Source organism: Burkholderia sp. MR1-5-21 (assembly GCF_053427715.1).
In genome coordinates this window covers 23976-45689 of the sequence record NZ_JBSAXD010000019.1, presented here as the reverse complement: position 1 = coordinate 45689, position 21714 = coordinate 23976, and the positions used below count along the sequence as shown (strand labels likewise).

The 21714-nt window shown below is 63.1% G+C and carries 19 protein-coding genes; 6 read left to right on the top strand and 13 right to left on the bottom strand.

Annotation, left to right across the window (positions count from 1 at the left end):
* Positions 1 to 40: 40 nt before the first annotated feature.
* Both ACV229_RS24350 and ACV229_RS24345 read right to left on the bottom strand, forming a co-directional pair.
* A complete protein-coding gene (locus ACV229_RS24350) occupies positions 41 to 2518 on the bottom strand; it encodes an arsenate reductase (azurin) large subunit (protein WP_448085656.1) in 2478 nt (825 codons plus the stop codon).
* 16 nt (positions 2519 to 2534) lie between these two features.
* A complete protein-coding gene (locus tag ACV229_RS24345) occupies positions 2535 to 3059 on the bottom strand; it encodes an arsenate reductase (azurin) small subunit (RefSeq protein WP_448085655.1) in 525 nt (174 codons plus the stop codon).
* 175 nt (positions 3060 to 3234) lie between these two features.
* Here ACV229_RS24345 and ACV229_RS24340 point away from each other — a divergent pair, with 175 nt between their 5' ends.
* The 3 genes from ACV229_RS24340 to ACV229_RS24330 are packed head-to-tail and all read left to right on the top strand — an operon-like array spanning position 3235 to position 6939.
* Positions 3235 to 4113 (top strand): PhnD/SsuA/transferrin family substrate-binding protein, encoded by an 879-nt coding sequence (locus ACV229_RS24340; protein ID WP_448085654.1) that lies wholly within the window; start codon positions 3235 to 3237, stop codon positions 4111 to 4113.
* A 10-nt stretch (positions 4114 to 4123) separates the two neighbouring features.
* Positions 4124 to 5578 (top strand): ATP-binding protein, encoded by a 1455-nt coding sequence (locus ACV229_RS24335; protein ID WP_448085653.1) that lies wholly within the window; start codon positions 4124 to 4126, stop codon positions 5576 to 5578.
* Positions 5579 to 5592: 14 nt separating this feature from the next.
* Entirely contained in the window at positions 5593 to 6939 is a 1347-nt protein-coding gene (locus ACV229_RS24330; protein WP_448085652.1) for a sigma-54-dependent transcriptional regulator, read from the top strand.
* Positions 6940 to 7031: 92 nt separating this feature from the next.
* On the opposite strand, the gene ACV229_RS24325 is transcribed toward ACV229_RS24330, so the two are convergent.
* The 10 genes from ACV229_RS24325 to ACV229_RS24280 all read right to left on the bottom strand — a co-directional run bounded on the left by ACV229_RS24325 (position 7032) and on the right by ACV229_RS24280 (position 18382).
* Positions 7032 to 7781 carry an aquaporin gene (locus ACV229_RS24325; RefSeq protein WP_448085651.1) on the bottom strand — a complete coding sequence of 250 codons (750 nt, stop codon included), beginning with the start codon at positions 7779 to 7781 and terminating at the stop codon, positions 7032 to 7034.
* Positions 7778 to 8278 (bottom strand): arsenate reductase ArsC, encoded by a 501-nt coding sequence (locus tag ACV229_RS24320; protein ID WP_448085650.1) that lies wholly within the window; start codon positions 8276 to 8278, stop codon positions 7778 to 7780. Before ACV229_RS24320 ends, ACV229_RS24325 begins: the two co-directional genes overlap by 4 nt.
* On the bottom strand, positions 8275 to 8745 hold the full coding sequence (locus ACV229_RS24315; protein ID WP_448085649.1) for an ArsI/CadI family heavy metal resistance metalloenzyme: 471 nt from the start codon (positions 8743 to 8745) through the stop codon (positions 8275 to 8277). The genes ACV229_RS24320 and ACV229_RS24315 overlap by 4 nt, the downstream gene beginning before the upstream one ends.
* The gene (locus ACV229_RS24310) at positions 8742 to 9077 is read right to left on the bottom strand and encodes an ArsR/SmtB family transcription factor (protein ID WP_448085648.1); all 336 of its coding nucleotides are present in this window, start codon (positions 9075 to 9077) and stop codon (positions 8742 to 8744) included. The genes ACV229_RS24315 and ACV229_RS24310 overlap by 4 nt, the downstream gene beginning before the upstream one ends.
* A gap of 283 nt (positions 9078 to 9360) precedes the next feature.
* Entirely contained in the window at positions 9361 to 11328 is a 1968-nt protein-coding gene (locus ACV229_RS24305; protein ID WP_448085647.1) for a phosphatase PAP2 family protein, read from the bottom strand.
* 184 nt (positions 11329 to 11512) lie between these two features.
* Positions 11513 to 11875 (bottom strand): copper-binding protein, encoded by a 363-nt coding sequence (locus ACV229_RS24300; RefSeq protein WP_448085646.1) that lies wholly within the window; start codon positions 11873 to 11875, stop codon positions 11513 to 11515.
* The gene (locus ACV229_RS24295; protein ID WP_448085645.1) at positions 11872 to 15078 is read right to left on the bottom strand and encodes an efflux RND transporter permease subunit; all 3207 of its coding nucleotides are present in this window, start codon (positions 15076 to 15078) and stop codon (positions 11872 to 11874) included. The genes ACV229_RS24300 and ACV229_RS24295 overlap by 4 nt, the downstream gene beginning before the upstream one ends.
* On the bottom strand, positions 15075 to 16610 hold the full coding sequence (locus ACV229_RS24290; RefSeq protein ID WP_448085644.1) for an efflux RND transporter periplasmic adaptor subunit: 1536 nt from the start codon (positions 16608 to 16610) through the stop codon (positions 15075 to 15077). Before ACV229_RS24290 ends, ACV229_RS24295 begins: the two co-directional genes overlap by 4 nt.
* Positions 16611 to 16621: 11 nt before the next feature.
* Positions 16622 to 17914, bottom strand: a complete 1293-nt coding sequence (locus tag ACV229_RS24285; protein WP_448085643.1) for a TolC family protein — start codon at positions 17912 to 17914, stop codon at positions 16622 to 16624.
* A gap of 93 nt (positions 17915 to 18007) precedes the next feature.
* Positions 18008 to 18382, bottom strand: coding sequence for a hypothetical protein (locus ACV229_RS24280; protein ID WP_448085642.1), 375 nt, complete (start codon positions 18380 to 18382; stop codon positions 18008 to 18010).
* On the opposite strand from ACV229_RS24280, the gene ACV229_RS24275 reads away from it, so the two are divergent.
* The 3 genes from ACV229_RS24275 to ACV229_RS24265 all read left to right on the top strand — a co-directional run bounded on the left by ACV229_RS24275 (position 18264) and on the right by ACV229_RS24265 (position 20932).
* A complete protein-coding gene (locus tag ACV229_RS24275; RefSeq protein ID WP_448085641.1) occupies positions 18264 to 19247 on the top strand; it encodes a Crp/Fnr family transcriptional regulator in 984 nt (327 codons plus the stop codon). The two genes, ACV229_RS24280 and ACV229_RS24275, sit on opposite strands and share 119 nt — an antisense overlap.
* Before the next feature lie 100 nt (positions 19248 to 19347).
* Entirely contained in the window at positions 19348 to 19764 is a 417-nt protein-coding gene (locus ACV229_RS24270; protein ID WP_448085640.1) for a RidA family protein, read from the top strand.
* A gap of 136 nt (positions 19765 to 19900) precedes the next feature.
* A complete protein-coding gene (locus ACV229_RS24265) occupies positions 19901 to 20932 on the top strand; it encodes a 4-hydroxyphenylpyruvate dioxygenase family protein (protein WP_448085639.1) in 1032 nt (343 codons plus the stop codon).
* A 113-nt stretch (positions 20933 to 21045) separates the two neighbouring features.
* Here the strand turns inward: ACV229_RS24265 and gstA are convergent, their stop codons facing one another.
* Positions 21046 to 21678 carry a glutathione transferase GstA gene (gene gstA, locus ACV229_RS24260; RefSeq protein ID WP_448085638.1) on the bottom strand — a complete coding sequence of 211 codons (633 nt, stop codon included), beginning with the start codon at positions 21676 to 21678 and terminating at the stop codon, positions 21046 to 21048.
* Positions 21679 to 21714: the final 36 nt, after the last annotated feature.

The window sequence follows — 21714 nt, the reverse complement described above, 5'->3', positions numbered from 1 at the left end:
GGGAAGGGCGCGCGGCCGGCAAGATGCCGGCCGCTGTCACTTACGTGTACCGACGGCTCTTGAAGGTGACCGTCCTCTTGTAGTCTTCCATCGTGCCGACGCGACGGATGTTCGCCCACGTGCCCTTGTAGTACGGGACGATGTTCCGGTCCGTCCAGGTCGTCGTGACGTTGTCCTGGATTCCGTTGACGTGGCCGAACACCATGAAGGTCTGGTCGTGCTTCAGCTCGGCTGCCGGATAAGCCATCGCAAAAGTGGACCCGAAATCGTTGTAGACCTCGACGATATCCCCGGCGCCGATTCCGAGTTCTTGCGCGTCCGCCGGATTGATTTCGATGTAGGCCATCGGGTCGCGCATCCGGACGAAGTCGTTATACCGGTCGTGATAGACCGTCTGCCATACCTCGTTCGTGCGGCCGTTATTGATCCAGAACCGATATTTGGCTTTCTGGTCGGCCACCGTCTTCGGCAGCCCCGGCCATGGCGACGGCTTGAACTGCGCCTTGCCGTCCGCCGTATCGAATTTGTTGTCCATGTACAGCATTTCAGTGCCGACCAGTTTGCCGCCCTCCCACGCCTTTGCCGGCAATTGCACCCCATTGTTGCCCATTGCCCTGAGTCGCTCGTAGGTCACCAGGTTGCCGGTATTGCCGCCCTGGCTGTCGATTTTCTCGACACCCGGTTGCCCGGCGCGACGGAATCCGTCGTTGAACGCGTCTTCCTCGGATTTCCAGTCGAAACCTTCAAACCGGGAAGCCATCCTGGCGTTGCCCTCCTTGCGATACATGTCGCGCAATGCGTTGGCGATACGGGCCGCAATCAGGCAGTCCGGCAACGCCGTTCCCGGCGGGTCCATGAACCGTTCGGACAGACGCATGCGGCGTTCACCGTTCATCGACGTCAGGTTCATTTCACCCGGGTGCGTGGCGGGCAGAAGCAGATGGGCGGCTTCGTCGAGCTTGGTCGGATAGATGTTGATGCTTGCGACGAACAGGCCGCCTTTGGTTGTCGCGTCATACACCACGTCAACCATCTGCTCGCTGGTCGCGCCGCGTGCCTTCTGCATCGCCTCCTTGACGATCTGCGAGCGGCGAAGCACGACCTCCCTCAGCCCTTGCGCGTTATTGCTTGTCTGGAAGTTGTTGCATCCCCACCAGGTCATCATTCGGCCCTTGCCGTGGATCAGTTCCTGGTCGATGTATATCTTGGTGTTCCCGGGATAGGGGGGCCTCGTATAGCCTTCCTGATGGCCTCCCATGCGAACGCAGCCCGTGCCGCGCCGGCCGACGTTGTGGGTCGCAAGGACGATATCGACAAGCGACGACTGAATCAGGTAATTGTCGTTGCCCCAGATAATGCCCTTTTCGTAGGTGTGCATCGTTCTTGGCATCTGACCCGGCGCCTTCGGCTTGTACGACCATTCGGCTGCCGTCCTGATCTTCTCGACCGGCACGCCGGTAATCTTGCTGCATTCGTCCAGAGACAGCCTGTTCGCTTTCACGGCGTCATCGAATCCGTTCGTATGAGCGGCGATGAAGTCGCGGTCAATCCATCCTTGCTCGACCACGTACGTGAAAATGCCGTTGAACAGCGCGATATCGGTCCCCGGCTGGATGTCGAGGTGCAGAACGTTATCCTTGCCGGTGACCTGCTCGGCAATCGCAATCGTCGGCGTGCGCCTCGGGTCGACGAATATCACCTTCGTCCTTGGCGTCGCTTCTCCCGGGAACCGCTTCTTTTTCTTGTCGGCGGTCGCACCCGTGAGATTGGGAATCCAGTGGTTCAGGAAATAGTTCGTCTGCGTTTCGTACGAGTTGGCGCCAATGGACCAGATGACATCGGCCAGTTCGGCGTCCTCGTAAGAGTTGTTCAGTTCGCCGATACCCATCTCGCGGGTGGCGTGGCACTCGGAATTGTAGGCAGGCCGGTTGTGGATGCGTACCATCGGCGTTTGAAGCGCCGTGAACATCAATTTGCCGCTGCCCCAGGTATTTTCGAATCCACCACCTGCACCGCCGTGGTCGAATGCAGAAAACACGATGCCGCTCGGACCATCCTTGTCGAGCACCTTCTTCATCAGCCCGGCGTAAAACGCCATTGCCTGATCCCAGTTCGTGTCGACCCATTGGTCACTCAGATAGATGCGCGGATTCGCGAGGCGCTCCTTGGTCAGTCCGTCCGGCGCGTACATGTACGTCGCCATTTTGCCGCCACGGGTCGAACTCAGGCCGCTGTTCACGACGCAACCCTTGTCCGGGACGATCATGATGGTGTGACGGGAGCCGTCGCGGTCAGTGACGACATTTTCCATCGCGGGCGTCATGATCAGCGTAAGCGGCGGCACCTGCTTGCGGAAATCGACGCCGAGCGCATTCTGATTTGGCGCCCGCCCGCCTTCCTGGTTTTCCGGCCACTTGAACACGTGATAGCCGCAGCCAACGATGCAGAAGTGGCAGGTCATGTTGGTTCGCTGGGCCGTGACCGGCGGTAGCACGATGCGGTCCTTGTCGGTAGCCATTTTCAGCTCCTCGAACTCAGAGTATGTTGGCCTGGCGGCCGTATATCAGGCCGTCCACGCCGACTGCAGACACCATCCCTGTCTTTGCGTCGTAATGCAGGCGGACGCGTGGCAGATTTTCCGTGGCTTGTCCCGCAATCATCTGTCCGGCTTTCTCCGCATCGAACATGCTGAAATGGCACGGACACTTGAAAATCTTCGTTGCGGGCTCGTACACAACGGGGCATCCCATGTGCGTACACATGGAACTGAAGGCCACGATGTCTCCATCCGGGCCAACGCCCCCCGGCACGGGACTGCCGAGCTTGATGGCAGTGCATGGCGACGCGGCATCCGGATACGTAAACGAGACCGGCGTGTTCAACGCCATTCTTCCGATGAGTGACACGGGTCGAGTCGGGTATGGAAGTTTCGTTCTGCTCGTGTCGACCGGGTTCGCAGCGGAGGCGGCTCGTGGAACCCATGCGGACGCGGCAGTTGCGGCAATCGAGCCACCGCCGATTTTCAGGAACGTGCGGCGGCGGATTTTCAGGTCAGACATGGCCCCCTCCTTTGCTTGAATCTTGCTCGTGTTGTCGTTAGCATCAATTGAGCGGCAAGACGTATGCCAAGCCACTGCGCGACAGGTCGGGCGCGTGTGGGGCTGGTACAGATGGTGCAGAGATGCCGAATGCGATTACCGTCCGGTAACGGTTTGCGGAAAGGAGTGAACCGTTATGTCACCCATTCGTAACATCGGTCGACGGCGAATCCTGCGCTTCGCGATGAGCATGCCTTTTCTTTCGCCCGTCCGGCTCTCAGCGGGCGCCAGGAACCCGTCACTTGCGTTCGGCACAACCGCCGTATTTCTCGATAACGAAATCGGCTTGCTGGGCCAATGGAGTCGTGAGCTGGAGAATTCATGCGGCACCGACGTCCGGTTTGTGCAACGCAACAGCTATCGTGAGATCGATGAACTGCTTGCGGCAAATGAAGTTGATGTCGCATGGGTGTGCGGTTTTCCATACGTCACGAACACGCTCACCATGCGGCTCATGGCCATACCGAACTACCGGGGCCAGCCGCTCTATCGCTCGTACTTGATTGTTCCGAAGTCCGACAGTCTTACGACGCACATCACGCAACTCAGGGACCGCGTGTTCGCCTTCAGCGACCCGCAATCAAATTCCGGCTATCTCGTTCCGGTCACCGAGCTGATTCGGTCCGGTGCGAGGCCGAGCCTGTTCTTCAAAAAGGCCTTCTTCACATTCGCGCACCGGAAGGTAGTCGATGCGGTAAGTTCCGGTCTCGCTGATGCGGGTGAGATCGATGGTTACGTCTACGACACCATAGAGAAGCAATATCCCGAACGCACGCGCGATGTGCGGGTGGCGTGGCGGTCCCCCCAGTATGGCTTTCCGCCGATTGTGGCGCGCAGCTCGCTCGATGAAGCGTCATTTCGGCGTGTCAGGCACGCGTTGCTCGGCATGAAGGACCAGCCCGGTGGGCGCGACGTCCTGAGTCGATTGAATCTCGACGGCTTTGTGGCGGGCAATGACCATGTGTTCGACGGTATCCGGCACTTGGTCGCCATTCTGGCGACCGGTCCGGTCTAGGGTGCTCGGCATGTTTTCCCGCCTCAGCTATCGCTACAAGATTCCGCTGGCGTTGAGCGCGGTCATCCTGTTGACGGAGTTCGTCGTCACGGTCGCGCTGATCAGTCTTGCGGTAACGGACGCAAAGAACGACCTGAAGAGCAGTGCCGAAAATCTATGCCGTGTACTCACGCTTTCAGTTCGTGACCCGATGGTCAAGGATGATTTGTGGCGAGCTTTCGAAGTGATTCGAACGCCGGTGGCAGTTCGTGAACCCTCGAATCCCTTGAAGGAAATCATCCTCTTCGACGGTAACAAGCGGGTGTACGCGTCGACCTCTCCCCGGAAGGAGCGAGTCCAGACAGTGGTTGCGAAGCTTCCGGCATTGTATGGCACGGCAATCGCGAATCTCGCCGATGGCGGCGTCCCGTTCTATTTCGACTTTCCGGCACTGCTCGACCCACGGGATATCACTGCAGGTATGCCGGTGAATTCCGACGATGGGAGCCGTCTCGGCTACGTGGTACTGGTCTACGACGCCAGTGTCGTCTATAGCCGCGTGAAGTCCGCACTCGTCAAACTGGCGTTGGCAACGGGTCCCGCATTGCTGCTTCTCATTCCGTTAGGATGGCTATGGGGTGACCGGATGGCCAAACCGTTGCTTCGACTCAGCAGCGCCATGGCCCGGATCGGCAAAGAGCCGCCAGGGTCGGTTGGAGCCGGTATCACGGTTCAGGGGAACGACGAGATAGGGCAACTGGGACGCCAATTCCAGACGATGTTGCTGGAACTTGGGCAGAAGCAAGCACTCGAGCGCGAAGTGTTGGTCTCCGAGCGTCTCGCGGCCGTTGGACGCGTTGCAGCAGGCATTGCCCACGAAATCAACAATCCGCTGGGCGGCATGCTGAATGCCATCGACACATTGAAGACACATAGCAAGCCCGATGCGCAAACGAAGAAGACGCTCGGCCTGCTCGAGCGAGGGCTCGGCCAAATCCGGTCGATCGTCGGAGCCTTGCTGTTTGAAGCGCACCTGGATTCTCCGGCGATGACTCCGTCAGACTGGCAGGATTTGAGAATGCTGATAGCGCCCCAGCTGCATGTGAAGATGGCCAGTTTTCACTGGGACGTGCGCGTCGTGCAGGTCGTTGAATTGCCCGCTCACCTCGTGCGACAGCTTGTACTCAATCTGTTGCTCAATGCTGCCGAGGCAGTCGAGGATGGCGGTCGGGTCGACTGCCGCGTGGAAGAACTGCAGGCCGGACTTCAAATCACGATATCGAACACAGGCCAATACATTTCCGGTGCGGTCATGGAGCATCTGTTCGAGCCATTTTCGGCGGCGAGGATGGCTGAAGGACGGCGGCCGTATGGGCTCGGCCTGTGGGTCAGTTATCAGATTGTCCGCCAGCTCGACGGTACGATTTCTGTCGATAGCGAGCCAGGACGAACCTGCTTTGTCGTCCTGCTGCCCGTAACCGCGTGACGTGGGAGACGGCAATGTCGAAAGCGCTCATCTGTGTCGTCGAAGATGATCCCATCATGGGAGAGTCATTGGCAGACCGCTTCCGTCTCGAAGGGTTCGACGTCGACTGGCATACGGAAGGCGAATCCGCGTTCAATGCGCTTCACGCGCGCCCCTATCAGGCTGTCATCAGCGACATCCGATTGCCGGACATTTCGGGTGAAGACCTCTTTTCGCGCTTGACCGCAACGCGTGTGTCCACGCCGCCGTTCGTGTTCATCACCGCCTACGCGTCGGTCGATACCGCCGTATCGCTGCTCAAGCGAGGCGCTGCCGACTATGTCACGAAGCCGTTCGATATTGGTGCATTGGTTGAAAAGGTGCGTCTTCTGACCGGCGCCGGCATCCCCGAGCAGGCCATTCCGCCACAAAGCGAATTGGGCGTATCTGAAGCGATGCGTCGTCTCGCCGAACTGGTCCCGAGAGTCGCCGGACGGGCAAAGGCAATCCTGATTACCGGTGAATCGGGTGTCGGCAAGGAGGTTCTCGCACGATTCATCCATCGTCACGCACCAGGGGAGCCGTTACCGTTCATCGCCGTCAATTGTGGTGCCGTTCCCGAGACCCTTCTCGAGTCCGAGTTCTTCGGGCATGAGCGGGGCGCGTTTACCGGAGCGGAGCGGCAGAAGAAGGGGTACTTCGAACAGGCCGAGGGGGGGACGCTGTTTCTGGATGAGATAGGCGAGCTGCCCCTGCCGATGCAGGTGAAACTGCTGCGGGCACTTCAGGAGCGTCGCATCACGAGAGTCGGCGGAGAAAGGGAGATCGAAACCAACTTCAGGTTGATCTGCGCGGCCAATCGCGACCTCGCGGAGCTTGTCGGGGCGGGACATTTCCGTGAAGACCTGTTCTATCGCATCAACATCCTGCAACTGCGTGTTCCCGCGCTGCGCGACAGACCCGACGACGTACTCTGGCTTGCACACCGGTTTGTGCGCGAAATCGGCAGCCAGCTTGGCGAGCCAACCAAGCTTTTTCATCCGTCTGCAGAGGCACGGCTTGCCACGTACGGATGGCCTGGCAACGTGAGGGAACTGCTGAACCGGCTTGAGCGTGCCTGCATCGTTTGCCCCCGGAACATGCTTTTCTCGACCGACATCTTCGAAGAAGACAGTACTCAGTCGGTAGCGACGAACATGGATGCCACGCTGGACGGCTATATGGCCGCTTGCGAGAGCGCGTTCATCCGGGCGGCGCTATTGCAACATCAAGGGCGCATTTCGGAAACGGCCCATGCGCTTGGTATTTCGAGGAAAAGCCTTTGGGAAAAAATGCGCAGGCATGCGATTGCGGCCGAATCTCACGCCGATGCGGCGAAATAGCATCAGCATTGTGTGAAGCATTGCATGCGTGTCCATGACGACATGCTTGCGACCCGATTCAGCAAGCACGGCCGACACCGCATGGATTGGTGCTATCGCCGCTCGTCGGCAGTGTCCACGTGCAAGCCTGGAGCCTTGGCGGTTGCATCATTCTTCTCGCCACGATCGGGTATGCTCTCCGCCGGTTGATGCGAGTACTCCAGCCAACGGAACAGGATGACTGCAAGCGCAGCACCGACCAGTTCACTGACGACGAACCCGGGCACGTCAACTGGCCGGATGCCCGCAAAGGTGTCGGTGAGCGCACGAGCGATCGCGACCGTCGGATTGGCGAATGAAGTCGATGCCGTGAACCAGTATGCCGCCGTGATATAGCTGCCGACCGCTACAGGAATGAATTCCATCCGGCGTTTCGCAACGTTCAGAATGACCATGAGCAAACCGAACGAAGCGACCACCTCACTCCACCATTGCGACGCACCGGTGCGAACGTGACGGGACGCCTCGATGAGCGGCAGGTCGAACATTCCGTGTGCGGCTATCACGCCGGCAATTGCCCCCAAGGCTTGCGCGGCGATATAGGCTACCGCGTGCTTCCACCGCAACTTGCCGAGGCAGACCTCGGCAAGCGTGACCAACGGATTGAAGTGTGCGCCCGAAATATCGATAAAGGTCGCGATGAGCGCCACGAGACCCGCTCCCGTCGCGAGCGTATTCGCGAGCAGTGCGATTGCCACGTTGCCGCCGGCAAGGCGTTCGCCCATGATGCCCGATCCGACGACCGTCGCGAGCAGCAACGCAGAGCCAAAGAATTCCCCGACAAAAGCGCGACGCAACCTCATGGCGATGCTTTCCCGATATCAGTGACCGCCTTCTTGAGAGCAAGGCGGTCCAGAGACGAAAGCGGCAGGCTCTTGAAGAGTTCGATGCGTTTGCGCAATGTCGCCGCGACATCCTTGAATGCACGCATCCTGGTGTCGTCAGAGCCCTCGACAGTTGCCGGGTCGGGAACACCCCAGTGTGCAGTGACGGGTTGTCCTGGCCACACCGGGCATTGTTCGCCGGCGGCTTTGTCGCACACCGTGAAGACGAAATCCATCACCGGCGCGCCAGGGACGGCGAACTCGTCCCACGACTTGCTTCGGAGTCCGTCCGTGGGAAGCCGCATCTGCTGGATTAGCTGCAGCGTCAACGGGTTGATTTCACCCTTGGGGTGGCTGCCAGCCGAGTAGCCCCGGAAGCGGCCACCGCCCAATGCGTTCAATTGAACTTCGGCGAGTATGCTTCGTGCAGAGTTTCCCGTGCAGAGAAACAGCACGTTGTACGTTCGCTCGCTCATGACCGGCTCCGGAACGCGCCGGTTGCGGTCGCGGATGCACAGCACGCGCTCGTCGTATCGTCGTCGGGGTTCGCGCGTGAATCGCCGCGTGACTCGCCGAAAGTCGGTATGGTGTCCAGCGTGTGGTATGTCTCCCAGGCGACGCCCTGCGGGTCGACGGTCCAGTACTTGTCGGATCTGGCGTAGCAGCACGCTGTGCCGATCTGTGCGTCCTTCGGAAGCGCCGCCGCGTCGAGACGCGCATTCATTTCGGCCAGTTCCTCTTCCGATTCCACCTGGATGCCAAGGTGGTCCACGCCGACCTGCAGCCCGCGCTGCGAAATGGCGAAATTGACGCGCGGGTCATCGAGCATCCACTTCGCGTAGTCGACCTTCGTCACGACCGGTTGCTCATTGAACAGCGCAGAGTAGAACCGAATACTGTCCTCGAGATTTTCGACGGACACGTGTACGTGCATGCGTTTCACGATTCCTCTCCACAGCAAGGCTTTGCGGCCTCGACAACCGCACAGGATGCGCCCGCACAGCAGTTTTCGGTCAGGAACCCGATGAGGCCGTTCATCGAGTCGAAGTTCGCCGAATAGAACACGTAGCGCCCTTCCTGGCGTGCGGACACGAGTTCGGCATGAGACAAATCTTTCAGATGAAACGAAAGGCTTGATGGTGAAACGTTCAGCTGTTGCGCTATTTCTCCCGCAGGCAGGCCATTGGGGCCTGCAGCCACGAGCAAGCGAAACACGGCAAGCCTTGATTCGTGAGCAAGGGCGGCGAGCGAGCGAACAGCGATGTTCGAGTCCATGACATGCATGATAGTGCCGCCACTTCAACATTTCAAGAATCATTGAAATGATGCATGCGCTTCACGTGCTCCATAGCGCGGAGTGGCGCGCTGGCGGCACATTCAACACGCACCGCTGCGATGGTGGAGTAACAAATCTGGACGAAACGGCGGTGCCGCACGTGAATGAGCGTGCGCCGAAGAACAACGGCGCCTTCCTTGCCCGGACCGCCTGGTCGCTCAGCCAATTCGACCAGGCAGTCCGCATGCCGCTACGATCTCGCCCTCACGAGCACAACGTGTATCAGCCGTCGATACGAATCGCAACGCCCGACGCGCTGTAAAGCGCGGTCGCCTTGAACCCGTCCACGACAACCGAATCGAAGCGCCCTTGCAGCTGGCTGCTGTCGATGAGCGACACGACGTCGCCGACCTTCGGCACGGCGCCCGCCGCGAACGTGACGTGCAGCGTGCCGCCGGACAACGTCGTCAGGCCGGCGATCGCGAGCCGTCCGGCATCGCCCGCACCGCGATCGAGTTCGAGCGTGCCGCTCTTCAACTGCGTGTATTTGCCGTTGATATTCGTGCGCGCCGCCGCCTTGATCGCGACTGTGCCGCCGCTGACATACACGTCACCCGCCCCGAATGCCTGCGCCGACCCCGCGCCGAGCGTCCCGCCGCGAACCTCGGTGCCGCCGCGATAGCTGTTCGCGCCCGCGAGCGTCAACGTGCCCGTGCCGGCAAACGTCAGCTTGCCGTCGCCGCCGACGTCGTTGCGCCACGTATCGGCCGCGTTGAATCCGCCCTGCGACGCGTCCATCGTCACGCTGACGTTGCCCGTGAAGACCCCGTAGCCGTCGGCGGCTGCGAACAGGTTCAGCCGCCCCCAGCCTTCGGCATCGTCGAGCACCGGATACCCGGACGCAAGCGCGGTCGTCTTCAGCACGACACGCCGCTGGTCCGCGCTCAGGTACGGCAGCCGCGTTTCGAGCAGCACTTCCGCGCCCTTCGGCACGACCGCGCCGGTGGTCGTCGTGCCGATCGGTGCAAAGCCGAACGTCAGCCGGCGCGCGTAGTTGGCCTTGTTGGTCGCGTAGTCGGCGAAGCGGTCGGTCGCCGTCGTGCCGGCATGCGCGGCGGCGGGGAATGTCGTTGCCGTCGTGTTCGTCAGCGCGTACAGCGTCACATGTGCCTGCTTGAATGCCGTCTGCTTCAGCGTCGCGTTCGTCGCATCGACGAGGTTCGCCGCGACCACCGCCTCGGCGAGCACCCGTCCGCCGATCACGTCGAGCGGCGAATGCATGCCGGCGAGAATGCGGTTCTCGCCAAGCTCGAGCCCGCGGCTGAGCATCTCCTGGAAGCGCTCTGGCAGCACGTACGCCATCGCGAGCGCATCGCGCATCCCCTCGGCCGAGTGACCGCTCGGGAAGCCGCCGTCGGTGGCGGGCGCAGAGCTCTCGGCCGGCACGAGCGTCGGCGCGACGACGACGCTCGTGCTCCAACGATACGGTCGCGCATATTTGTAGAAACGCTTCGCCGGCTCGGTCGAGCCGTTATTCCCCATCGTGTTGATGAAATCGACGACGGGACCGAACTGCGCATTCGCGCTCCCGCCGACGCCCGTGTTGTTGCCCGTGTCGTTGTAGAGCTTCGTCGTGGCATCGGCGGGCACCGAGGTGATGCTCGTCGTCTGCTGCGCGGCGCTGCGCCACACGTTCGTCAGCGGGCCCATGCCGTCCGACACGCTGTACCCCTTGCCGCGGCGATCGTCGTAGTACGCGGCATCGGCCTGCGCCGCGGTGCGCTGCGTGGTCGCGTTGACCACATACTGGACATTCGCGTTCAGCACTGTCGGGTTGAGCGCGGTGCCGCCCGGCGTGCCGTCGTTCGGCAGGCCGGTCCACAGCGACGGCGTGATCGCCGGGAAGCTGCCCACCGCGGGGGCGCTCACGCCGGCGTCGACGAGATCGGTGAGCGGCTGCCACAACGCGCGAAAGCCACTCAGCACACGCACGCCGGCGTTCGTGCTCATCGTCGCGTAGCGTGCATCGCCGCGCTGGTTGGTCGCCGCGTTGTCGACGAACGCGGGCACCGACGCCTGCACCGGCGCGCTGTCGACGAAGCCCGGATCAGCGGGCGCCGCGGGAATCTGGGCGACGATGGACGGTGGCTCGTTGCTGCTGACGTTGTCGCCGCCACATGCGGCGACGAGGAACGAAACGGAAACGGCAACGGCGAGCGTGTGAGGGGTGATCCGGCGATGCGCTGACATGACTTGGTATTCCCTACGAGTTGTCAAGAAAGCGCGTACGATATGGTTAGTTTGTGAAAGATACGGGAAAGAATTAAGAAAGTTTCGGTAAGCACAAAGCACGATTGAATCGGGACGTTGCAAGCGCAAGCAGCCACGAGCGAGCCAGTCACCCTGACCGGCCCGCCCGCCGCTCAATCCACCATCACGACTGCTTCACCAGCTTCACGATGGTAAGCGTGCCGTTCACGCGCTCGATCCTGACCTTGACCTTGTCGCCCTCGTGAACCTGCTTGACCATCGCCGCGTCCCTGGCCTTGAACGCCATCGTCATCGGCGGCATCCCGACGTTCCCGAGCGCGCCGTGCTTCAGCGTGACCATGCCGCTTGCGCTGTCGATCTTCTTCACCTCGGCATCCGTCAGCGCCGAATTCGACGTTGCCGACGACATGCCCGACATCTTCATGCCGGACATGTCCATGCCGGCCATGTCGTCATCGGCGAACGCCGGTGCGGCAAGCACACCCATCGTGCAAACGGCGGCAGCCATAACAAAAAGCTTCTTCATTGAAATTCTCCTGGTTGGGTTGAAGGCACTTTCATGCCGGAAGGAACTGCATCAGACGTCCGCACGTGGCTTGCCCTTCGCGCGCGGCGGCGCTGAAGCAGTAACCACGCTGCGGGGATCACGAACATCGACAGGAGCGGCGCCGTCACCATTCCGCCGACCATCGGCGCGGCGATGCGCTGCATGACTTCTGAACCGGCGCCATGCCCGACCATGATGGGGATGAGGCCGGCCAGCACGACGGCCACCGTCATCGCCTTCGGCCGGACGCGCAACACGGCGCCTTCGCGGATCGCGTCGAGCAGCAACGCTTCCGTGAGCGGTTCACCGGCGTCGAGCCTGCGGTTCAGCGCGCCTTTCAGGTACAGCAGCATCACGACGCCGAATTCGGCCGCGACGCCGGCAAGCGCAATGAAACCGACGGACGTCGCGACGGACACCGCGTGGCCGAGCAGCCAGATGAGCCAGAAGCCGCCGACGAGCGCGAACGGCACCGTCGACATCAGCAGCAGCGCATCGGCCGCCGAATCGAAGGTCAGGAACAGCAGCACGAAGATGACGACGAGCGTCACGGGCACGACCGTGCGCAGCGTCGCCGCCGCGCGCTCCAGGTACTCGAACTGTCCGGACCACGCAATCGAATAGCCGGGCGGCAGCGCGACCTGCTGCGCAACGGCCTTCTGCATCGCGCGGACCGCCGATTGCAGGTCCGTGTCGCGGATATCGACGTACACGTAACCGGCCAGCCGCGCGTTCTCGCTGCGAATCATCGGCGGGCCGTCGGCGATCGTGATGTGCGCGACGTCGCCGAGCCGGAGCTGCGCGCCACGGTCCGTCACGACCGGCAGTTGCCGCAGCTTCTCGAGCGAATCGCGCACTTCGCGCGGGTAGCGGATGTTGATCGGGAAACGCTCGCGTCCCGCAATCACCTCCCCGACGTTCTCGCCCCCCACGGCCGACGTGACGACCGACTGGATGTCGGCCACCGACAGGCCATACCGCGAAGCCGCGAGCCGGTCGATGTCGACGTCGATGTAGCGGCCGCCGTTCAGCCGCTCCGCCAGCGCCGACGTCACGCCGGGCACGTGCTTCACCGCCGCTTCGACCTGCGTCGCGATGCGGTCGATCTGCGTCAGGTCGGGCCCGGAAATCTTGACGCCGACCGGCGTCTTGATGCCGGTGGACAGCATGTCGAGCCGGTTGCGGATCGGCGGCACCCAGACATTCGACAAGCCGGGCACCTTCACGGTCCGGTCGAGCTCGTCGACGAGCTTCTCCGGGGTCATGCCCGGCCGCCACTGGCTGCGCGGCTTGAAGCGGATCGTGGTCTCGAACATCTCGAGCGGCGCCGGGTCCGTCGCCGTATCCGCGCGCCCGGATTTGCCGAACACCGTCGCCACTTCCGGCACCGTCTTGATCAGCCGGTCGGTCTGCTGCAGCAGTTCCGATGCCTTCTCGGCCGAGATGCCCGGAAGCGCCGTCGGCATGTACAGCAGGTCGCCCTCGTCGAGCGGCGGCATGAACTCGCCGCCGAGCCGGGACAACGGCACGAGCGTCAGCACGAGCGCAACGGCGGCGATGCCGATCGCGGCCCACGGGCGTTCGAGTGTCGCATCGAGCAGCGGCCGGTACACGCGAATCAGCACGCGGTTGATCGGGTTCGCATCCTCGTGCGGGATGCGGCCACGCACGAGATACCCCATCAGCACCGGCACGAGCGTCACCGACAGGCCCGCCGCCGCGGCGATCGTGTACGTCTTCGTGAACGCGAGCGGGGAGAACAGCTTGCCTTCCTGTCCTTCGAGCGAAAACACCGGAACGAACGACAGCGTGATGATCAGCAGCGAGAAGAACAGCGCCGGCCCGACCTCCGCCGCCGACGTCGCGATGAGTTCCCACCGTTGCGCACCGGTCATCGGCACGTCCGGGTGCGCGTGCTCGTACGCCTCCAGGTGCTTGTGCGCGTTCTCGATCATCACGATGGCCGCGTCGATCATCGCGCCGATCGCGATCGCGATGCCGCCCAGCGACATCAGGTTCGCGTTCACGCCCTGGTAGCGCATCACGATGAAGGCGGCCAGCACGCCGAGCGGCAGCGACAGGATCGCGACGAACGCACTGCGCAAGTGGAACAGGAACACCACGCAGACGAGCCCCACGATGACGAACTCCTCGATGAGCTTGTCCTTCAGGTTGTCCACCGCGCGTTCGATGAGCTGCGAACGGTCGTAGGTCGTGACGACCTCGACGCCGGGCGGCAGCGAGCGCTTCAGGTCGGCGAGCCTGGCCTTCACCGCGTCGATGGTGGTCAGCGCGTTCTTGCCCGACCGCATGACGACGACGCCGCCGGCCACTTCGCCCTGCCCGTTCAGCTCCGCGATGCCGCGCCGCATCTCCGGGCCGATCTGGATGCGCGCGACGTCGCCGAGCAGCACCGGCGTGCCCGCGTCGTTCGTGCGCAGCACGATGTTCCGGAAGTCGTCGAGCGAGCGCAGATAGCCGGACGACCGCACCATGTACTCGGACTCCGCCAGCTCGACGACCGAGCCGCCGGATGCCTGGTTGGCCTTGCCGAGCGCGTCGGCCACCGTCGCCTGCGTGACGCCGTAGGCGCGCAGCTTGTCCGGATCCAGCACCACCTGGTACTGGCGAACCATGCCGCCGATGCTCGCCACTTCCGACACGTCCGGCACGGACTTCAGCTCGAACCTGAGAAACCAGTCGTTCAGTGCGCGCAGTTGCCCGAGATCGTGCCGACCGGTGCGATCGACGAGCGCGTACTCGTACACCCAGCCCACGCCGGTGGCGTCCGGTCCGAGCGACACCGTCGCACCTTGCGGCAGCCGGCTCTGCACCTGGTTCAGGTATTCGAGCACGCGCGAACGCGCCCAGTACTGGTCGGTCTTGTCGTCGAACAGCACATAGACGAACGCGTCGCCGAACGACGAGTACGCGCGGATCGTTTTCGCGCCGGGTACGCCGAGCAACGTCGTCGTCAGCGGATACGTGACCTGGTCCTCGATCACCTGCGGCGCCTTGCCCGGATACGACGCCTTGATGATGACCTGGGTATCCGACAGGTCCGGCAGCGCGTCGAGCGGCGTCTCCTTGAGCGAGTGGATACCCCACGCCGCGACGAGGACGGTCATGAGCAACACCATGAACCGGTTGCGAATGGACCAGCGTATGAGGTGCGCAATCATTGGCCACCTCCGACCGGTTCGACACCCGTCAACTGGTAGCCGTCATCTGTCTGCCTGAAGACGAAGTGCACCGTCTGTCCGGACTTCACGTCCGGAAAAGCATCGGGCGCCGGCTTGTTGAACGTCATCGTCATCGCGCCCCAACCAAGTGCAAGAACCGGTTGATGCGACAGCGTGATGTCCGCGGCAGTCACTTTCTCGACCTTGCCCGTGGTCTCGTAGGTCTGCGCGGCGGCAGCAGGCGCGGACGCCGGCGCGATTGCGGTTGCAGTTGCGCCAGTGACACCCTCCAGCTTCGGCAGAACGGACTTGAGGCTCGCTTCGGAATCGATCAGGAACTGGCCTGACGCGACGACCGTGTCGCCGTCGCGCAGCCCGCTCAGCACCTCGGTTTCGTCGCCGACATCGTTGCCGACCATCACCAACGCCGGCTGAAGGCGACCGTCGCCGTTCTTCACGATGACGACCGAGCGCTTGCCGGTCGTGATGACCGCTTCCGACGGCACCAGCAGCCGCGACACGGCCTTCTGCCCGCCGACGCGCACGCGCATCAGCATGCCCGGCGTCAGCTGAAGCGCGGCGTTGTCGATTTCCAGGCGCGCCTGAAGCGTGCGGCTCGTCGTGCTGATGCCCGGCAGGATCTCGCGAATTCGCCCGGTGAAATGCCGCGTCGGGTCGCCCGAGAACGTCGCGTCGACCGTCATGCCGGGTTTCGCATTCAGCGCAAGCGCTTCCGGAATCTCGACGATCAGCCAGAGCGTCGACAGGCCCGAGATTTTCGCGAGCGTCTGTCCCGGCGTGACCATTGCGCCATCCCGGACATTCAGTTCACTGACGACGCCCGCTTCGGGTGCGGTGAGCACAATGTGCGTTTGTGCTTTTCCGGTCCGGTCCAGCGCGCCGATCATGCCGTCGGGGATCGATAGCGCCCGCATCCGCGCACGCGATGCATCGAGCAGGCTCCCGTCCATGCCGCCACGCTTGAGCGCGAGGTACTCCTCCTGTGGCGCGAGCCAGTCCGGAACGAACAGCGACGCGATCGGGGCGCCTTTCGCGACGCGTTGCATGGGTGCGCTTGCATACAGCCGGTCGATATAGCCGGTCACGCGCGACTGTACGACGTCGGTGCGCGACTCATCGAACTGCGTCGTGCCGACGGCGTCAAATCCGCCCGCCGTGTCCTGCCGACGCACGGTCGCATAGCGAATGCCGAGATTCTGTTGCAGGCCCGGGTCGATCCGGATACCGGAGGAACCGCCGCCTTCATCCGCGTAGACGGGCTCCAGCTGCATGTCCATGAAAGGCGACTTGCCGGGCTTGTCGAAATGCTGGTTCGGCACCATCGGGTCGTGCCAGTACAGCACCTTCCTGCCGGTCTTGGGGTCGATCCTGTCGCCTGACGAAGCCGCGACGGCTGGCGCTGCCGCAGCGCTTGTCGCCGCGTTGCGCGTTCCCGCGAAGTATCCGGCGCCGAGCAGCACCGCACCGGCGAACAGTGCCAATGCCGCGCGCACCAGTGGTTTCCTGGTCATGTTGTTCTCCTTCACTGAGCGGCGGCCACCGTCGACGGCACGACCTGATATTCAAGCTGCGCCCAGGTCTGCGACACGTCGCGTTTGAGGTCGAGCACCTGCAGTCGGGCTTCCAGTTGCGCGCGGCGGGCCGCGAACGTGTCCGCGAGCGAGCCGCTACCCGCGCGATAGGCGGCATTCGCGAGCTGCACGCGCTGGTCCGCGGCGGGCAGCAACGACTGGCCCAGATTGGCGATGCGTTCACGCCCGCTCGCCAGGGTGGCGGATTGCGCGCGGATGTCGGCCTGAACCTGTCGCAGCGCGTCCTCGTACATCAGCCGCGCCTTCGTCGCGAGTTCCGCTTTCTCGGCGACGTCGCGGTTCTGACGGTTTTTCCGGTTCAGCGGCAACGGAATGGAGACGCCGACCGACACCATGTTCGAGTACGCCCCGCCGCGTTGCTGGTACGCGACCTCCCACGTCCAGTTCGGGCTGCGCTCGCTGTTGGCGACCGCGGTATCGGCTTCGGCCACCGCGATGTCGTCCGCTGCGGCCACGAGCGTCGGCTGCGACAGGCGCAGTTCATCCGGCGGGAGCGACGACACGAACGACTCGGGCGCCGGCGGTTCGCCGGTCACGTCGGACACGGGGACGGCCGTCCAGCGTGACAACCCGATGAGCGCGGTCTGGTAAGTCTGTTGCGCCTTGAGCACCTGGTCTTGCGTCTGCGCGAGCATCGCCTGCGCCTGCACGACGTCGGCCGCGCTCGCGCTGACGCCGCGATACGATGCCTTCGTCGCAGCCAGCTCGTGGCGCATGTGGTCGAGCAGCGACTGCTGCAGCGCGAGTGCCTGTTTCGCATACACGGCGTTCAGCCACGCGCTCGCGGTTTGCTGGCGCACGTTCGCGAGCTGCACGAGGTAGCCGGCGCGCTCACGCCCGACCATTTCGTCGGCGAGCGCCGAGCGCAGCCGCCGCTTGTCGCCGGATACCCATTCCTGTTCGATGCCGATGCGCCGCATCGTCATGAAGTCCTGACCGATCGTGAGCCGCTGCGACCCGTTCACCGGCAGGTTGTCGATGCCGGCCTTGAGCATCGGGTCAGGCAGCTGTCCTGCCTTGACCGCGGCCTCCGAGCTGGCACGCACGGACGCTTGCGCCGCCTGCATCGATGCGGAGTGGTCGCTCGCGGACTGCAGCGCAGCGTCGAGCGTGAAGGGGGCTTGCTGGGCGCGAGCGACGCCCGCGAATGCGAGCGCGACGAAAAGCGTACGCGCGCGCCAACGTGCACGCCGGCCGAGCGGCGCGCAAAAAGTGAATGACATGGTCTAACCCCAACGTCGGAACCCCATAGGGATTCCACGTCCTGGCAAAAGGACGAATCTCACCGCGGCAGCGGTGAACCTGTCGGATCGGGGTTAGATAAGGCGCGGAGGTCGCCACAACCCGTTCGGGTCGCGGACCGGAACGGACTGGACGTAATGGAAGACGACGGGTCGAGCGAGCGCCAGCGGACGGCTGACGTCGGCCCTGGCTGCCGGATGGTAGAGACTGCCGAACTGGCATTGGGCCGTTACCTTGCAGAACGCACCCTTGCCCTTGGCTTTATCGGTGGACGACGATTTCATCGAATCGCAACCGGCCATGTCGGCTGACATGCCGGTGTCCGCGCCCATGGTCATGGCCATCGGCTGCTGCATCGGACATTCACCGGTCAGGCCGCTGGCTGCCAGCCCGCTGAGGGGCAGCACCGCGCAAAGCAGCAAGACGAAGATGGTCCGAAGCAGTTTCATGCACGAAATTATAGCGCGGCTTTTCGAGTCATCGCGATGCGTATACGGTGTCCGACGAGCAGGCACACGTGGTTCTCACGATTGCAATCGGCGCGGCGAACGCTTACAACCGTATGGCAATCCGCTTCCGGAACATGCGCCGGTTTGCGCAGGCCGGCGCGAGTCATGCTCCGGCACAAAGGAACGACCGATGAAAAAACACGACACGCTCACGACCGAGACTTGGCACATGGACGATGCCACGGCCGGCACGTGGATACGCGCCGCGCATCTCGGCCGCCGCAGGAAGATCGGCAAAGGCGCGACGATCTACCGGCAAGGCGAGCTGGGTCAGACTTTCTACTTCCTGCTGTCGGGCCGCGTGCAGGTCTCCATCATCCAGAACGACGGCACCGAGTTCATTCTCGAAGTGATGGGCCGCTGGTCGATGTTCGGAGAAAGCCCGGCCGTCGACGGCTATCCGCGCATCGCGACCGCCGTGGCGGTCGAAGACTCGGAGCTGCTCGAGTTCGATATCCGGGTCATCACCGGCGCCATCCCGTCATGCCCGGAACTGGCGATTTCGCTGATGCGCGTGATCGCGCTCAAGCAGCGGATCCTGGCGTCGCGCATCCAGTATCTGGCGCTTCCGAAGCCGGAAATGCGGATCGGCGAACTGCTCGGACGCCTCTCCGACCTGTATGGAGAAAAGCACGAAGGCCGCACGCTCATCACGATCGCCCTGACGCACGAACAGATTGCGGCGATGACCGGGGCGACGCGCGTCACCGTCACCCGCGCGCTGAAGCGGTTGACGGACGTCGGCGCGATCGAGATCAAACAGCGCCGCATCTGGGTGATCGACCCCTCGAAACTTCTCGGCTGACTTGGTAAACGCATATACAGACTTCCGTCGTCGCGTTCAGTAGAGTCCGGTACATCGGCAATCCCGCCGCAAACCCGCTACGTCACGACAAGGAAAAGTCATGAGCAACATCGAACGATTGCGTCTCCCGGAAGACGACCCAACGTTTGGCGGCAACCGCGTTTTCGACCTGTTCCAGTATTCGCCCGCCGTCACGGCCAACGGCCTCGTGTTCATTGCCGGACAAGTCGGCCTGCGCGCCGACGGCTCGATTCCCGAGTCGCCGAACGAGCAGATCGACATGGCCTTCAAGCGGATCGAAGCCATCCTCGCGCATCTCGATCTTGATTTCTCGGACGTCGTCGAACTCGTGTCCTATCACGTCGATGTCGGTTCGCAACTGGCGGACTTCCGCGCAGTGAAGGAGCAGTACATCCGCTCGGACTTTCCTGCGTGGACGATTCTCGGTGTCGCGGCATTGGCTCGCCCCGAGTTCGCCGTCGAGATCAAGGTCGTCGCGGCAACACGCACGGCGTAGACGCGCCCCGCTTCAACGCCGGCCCCCGGGGACGGCGATCCACGGATCGGGTGTGTGCATCGTCGGACGGGCATTTGCGTGCAGTAACGAGCCCGTTCCTTGATGCAATGGCACGCCTGTATTTAGGACATCTGATATGAATACCCGAGTAAAAACGGACGGATTCGCATTCGTCGAATTCGTTTCGTCGAAGCCTGCCGAACTCGTCGAGCTTTTCGAGCGCCTCGGCTTTCGCGTGCGCGGCCGGTCCGCGCACGGCATGTACCTGATGACGCAACGCGCGGCGACGTTCGTCGTCAACGGCAATCCGAATTCGTTCGAGGCGCGGCACGGCGCATCGGTGCGAGCGATCGGCATTCGGGTCGACGACGCGCGCGCCGCGCAAGCCCAGGCGCTCGCCGGTGGCGCGCGCGCCGCATCGCCCGACAGTGAAGGCGCATTCGTCATCGATACCCCGACCATCCTGGGTATCGGGGAGAGTCTCGTGTATTTCGTCGACACGGATGTTCGCGAGGCATTCGACTTGCCGGTCGACGAACGCGACGTGCCGGCGGGCGACGCCAGCATCGTCGCCGTCGATCACACGTCGAACATCGTCCGCCCCGACAATCTCGACCGCTGGGCGGATTTCTACCGGGACAATTTCGGCTTTGCGGAAAGGCAGTACCTCGAAGTCAAGGGTCACATGTCCGGCATGCGCGCACGCTCGATGGTGAGTCCGTGCGGACGCGTGTCGATTCCGGTCGCGGCGGCCGCCCACGACAAGCCCGGCGTGCTCAACCAGAACGACGAGTTCATTCGCGATTACGGCGGCGAAGGCATCCAGCACATCGCGCTGCTGTCGTCGGACATCGAAGCGACGATCGACGCACTCACGCACGCCGGCATCGCGTTCATGGCAGCGCCTTCGCCGAACTACTACAGCGGCATCGACGCACGCCTTCCCGGCCACGGCCTCGATGTGGATCGCCTGGCGACGCGCGGCATTCTCGTCGATGGCAAAGGTCCGCAGCGCATCCTGCTGCAGCGCTTCACCAGGCGCCAGATCGGCCCCGTGTTCTTCGAGATCATCGAACGTCGCGGCGAAGACGGATTCGGCGAAGGCAATTTCAAGGCGCTGTTCGAATCGCAGGAGAAGGACCAGCAGGAACGCGGCGCCGTGCGGTAGCGGTCGACGGCGCCCGCCCCTTCCCCCGCGTTGCGCTCGCGCGCGCCGGGCCGCTTCCGGCCGGCCCGATCGCGCGGATGCAGGCGGTGGAGCGGGCACGGAAGCGGCACGCGCTAGCCCAGCAAGCCGTCCGCGGCGAGCACATGCCGAACCGACGGCCGCGCTCGCACGCGTTCGTACCATGCCCGCAGATGCGCGTACGCGCCGAGATCGATGTCCGCGTGGTAGACCGATCGCATCCACGCCGCCTTTCCCCATCCGGTCAATGCGAACAGATACGCGTCCGCGATGCTGAACGCATCGCCCATCACGAACGTCCGCCCGGCCAGTTGCCGGTCGATCCATGCATAGCGGCTGTCGAGCTTCGTGCGCGCCGGGTCGACATACTTGCCGGCCTGCACCGCGTAGAGCAGCGGAATGAAGCCCTTGTGGATCTCGGCCGTCAGGAAATTGAGCCATTCCAGCAACCGATAACGTTCGATCGTGCCGTGGGCCGGCGCCAGTTCCCTTTCCGGCCGCCGATCGGCGAGATACTGCGCGATGACGGGGCCTTCCCTCAGCAGCGTGCCGTCGTCCAGTTCCAGCAGCGGCACGTAACCGAGTTCGGCGACGTCGTAATAGCTTCGCCCGTCTTCGATCAGGTGCTTGCGCGCATCGACGTTGACGATCTGCGCGTCCAGTTCCAGTTCGCGCAGCACGATTCGAATGGCCTGCGAGCAGCTTCCGGGGGCGTGATAGAGCTTCATGACTTTCCTTGGGTTTCGAGGTCCGTTTTTCGATTC

Bases quoted from the DNA above. Each gene is read 5' to 3' on its own strand.
- ACV229_RS24350 (WP_448085656.1), bottom strand. From the start codon at position 2,518: ATGGCTACCGACAAGGACCGCATCGTGCTACCGCCGGTCACGGCCCAG.
- ACV229_RS24345 (WP_448085655.1), bottom strand. From the start codon at position 3,059: ATGTCTGACCTGAAAATCCGCCGCCGCACGTTCCTGAAAATCGGCGGT.
- ACV229_RS24340 (WP_448085654.1), top strand. From the start codon at position 3,235: ATGTCACCCATTCGTAACATCGGTCGACGGCGAATCCTGCGCTTCGCG.
- ACV229_RS24335 (WP_448085653.1), top strand. From the start codon at position 4,124: ATGTTTTCCCGCCTCAGCTATCGCTACAAGATTCCGCTGGCGTTGAGC.
- ACV229_RS24330 (WP_448085652.1), top strand. From the start codon at position 5,593: ATGTCGAAAGCGCTCATCTGTGTCGTCGAAGATGATCCCATCATGGGA.
- ACV229_RS24325 (WP_448085651.1), bottom strand. From the start codon at position 7,781: ATGAGGTTGCGTCGCGCTTTTGTCGGGGAATTCTTTGGCTCTGCGTTG.
- ACV229_RS24320 (WP_448085650.1), bottom strand. From the start codon at position 8,278: ATGAGCGAGCGAACGTACAACGTGCTGTTTCTCTGCACGGGAAACTCT.
- ACV229_RS24310 (WP_448085648.1), bottom strand. From the start codon at position 9,077: ATGGACTCGAACATCGCTGTTCGCTCGCTCGCCGCCCTTGCTCACGAA.
- ACV229_RS24305 (WP_448085647.1), bottom strand. From the start codon at position 11,328: ATGTCAGCGCATCGCCGGATCACCCCTCACACGCTCGCCGTTGCCGTT.
- ACV229_RS24300 (WP_448085646.1), bottom strand. From the start codon at position 11,875: ATGAAGAAGCTTTTTGTTATGGCTGCCGCCGTTTGCACGATGGGTGTG.
- ACV229_RS24295 (WP_448085645.1), bottom strand. From the start codon at position 15,078: ATGATTGCGCACCTCATACGCTGGTCCATTCGCAACCGGTTCATGGTG.
- ACV229_RS24290 (WP_448085644.1), bottom strand. From the start codon at position 16,610: ATGACCAGGAAACCACTGGTGCGCGCGGCATTGGCACTGTTCGCCGGT.
- ACV229_RS24285 (WP_448085643.1), bottom strand. From the start codon at position 17,914: ATGTCATTCACTTTTTGCGCGCCGCTCGGCCGGCGTGCACGTTGGCGC.
- ACV229_RS24275 (WP_448085641.1), top strand. From the start codon at position 18,264: ATGGTCATGGCCATCGGCTGCTGCATCGGACATTCACCGGTCAGGCCG.
- ACV229_RS24280 (WP_448085642.1), bottom strand. From the start codon at position 18,382: ATGAAACTGCTTCGGACCATCTTCGTCTTGCTGCTTTGCGCGGTGCTG.
- ACV229_RS24270 (WP_448085640.1), top strand. From the start codon at position 19,348: ATGAGCAACATCGAACGATTGCGTCTCCCGGAAGACGACCCAACGTTT.
- ACV229_RS24265 (WP_448085639.1), top strand. From the start codon at position 19,901: ATGAATACCCGAGTAAAAACGGACGGATTCGCATTCGTCGAATTCGTT.
- gstA (WP_448085638.1), bottom strand. From the start codon at position 21,678: ATGAAGCTCTATCACGCCCCCGGAAGCTGCTCGCAGGCCATTCGAATC.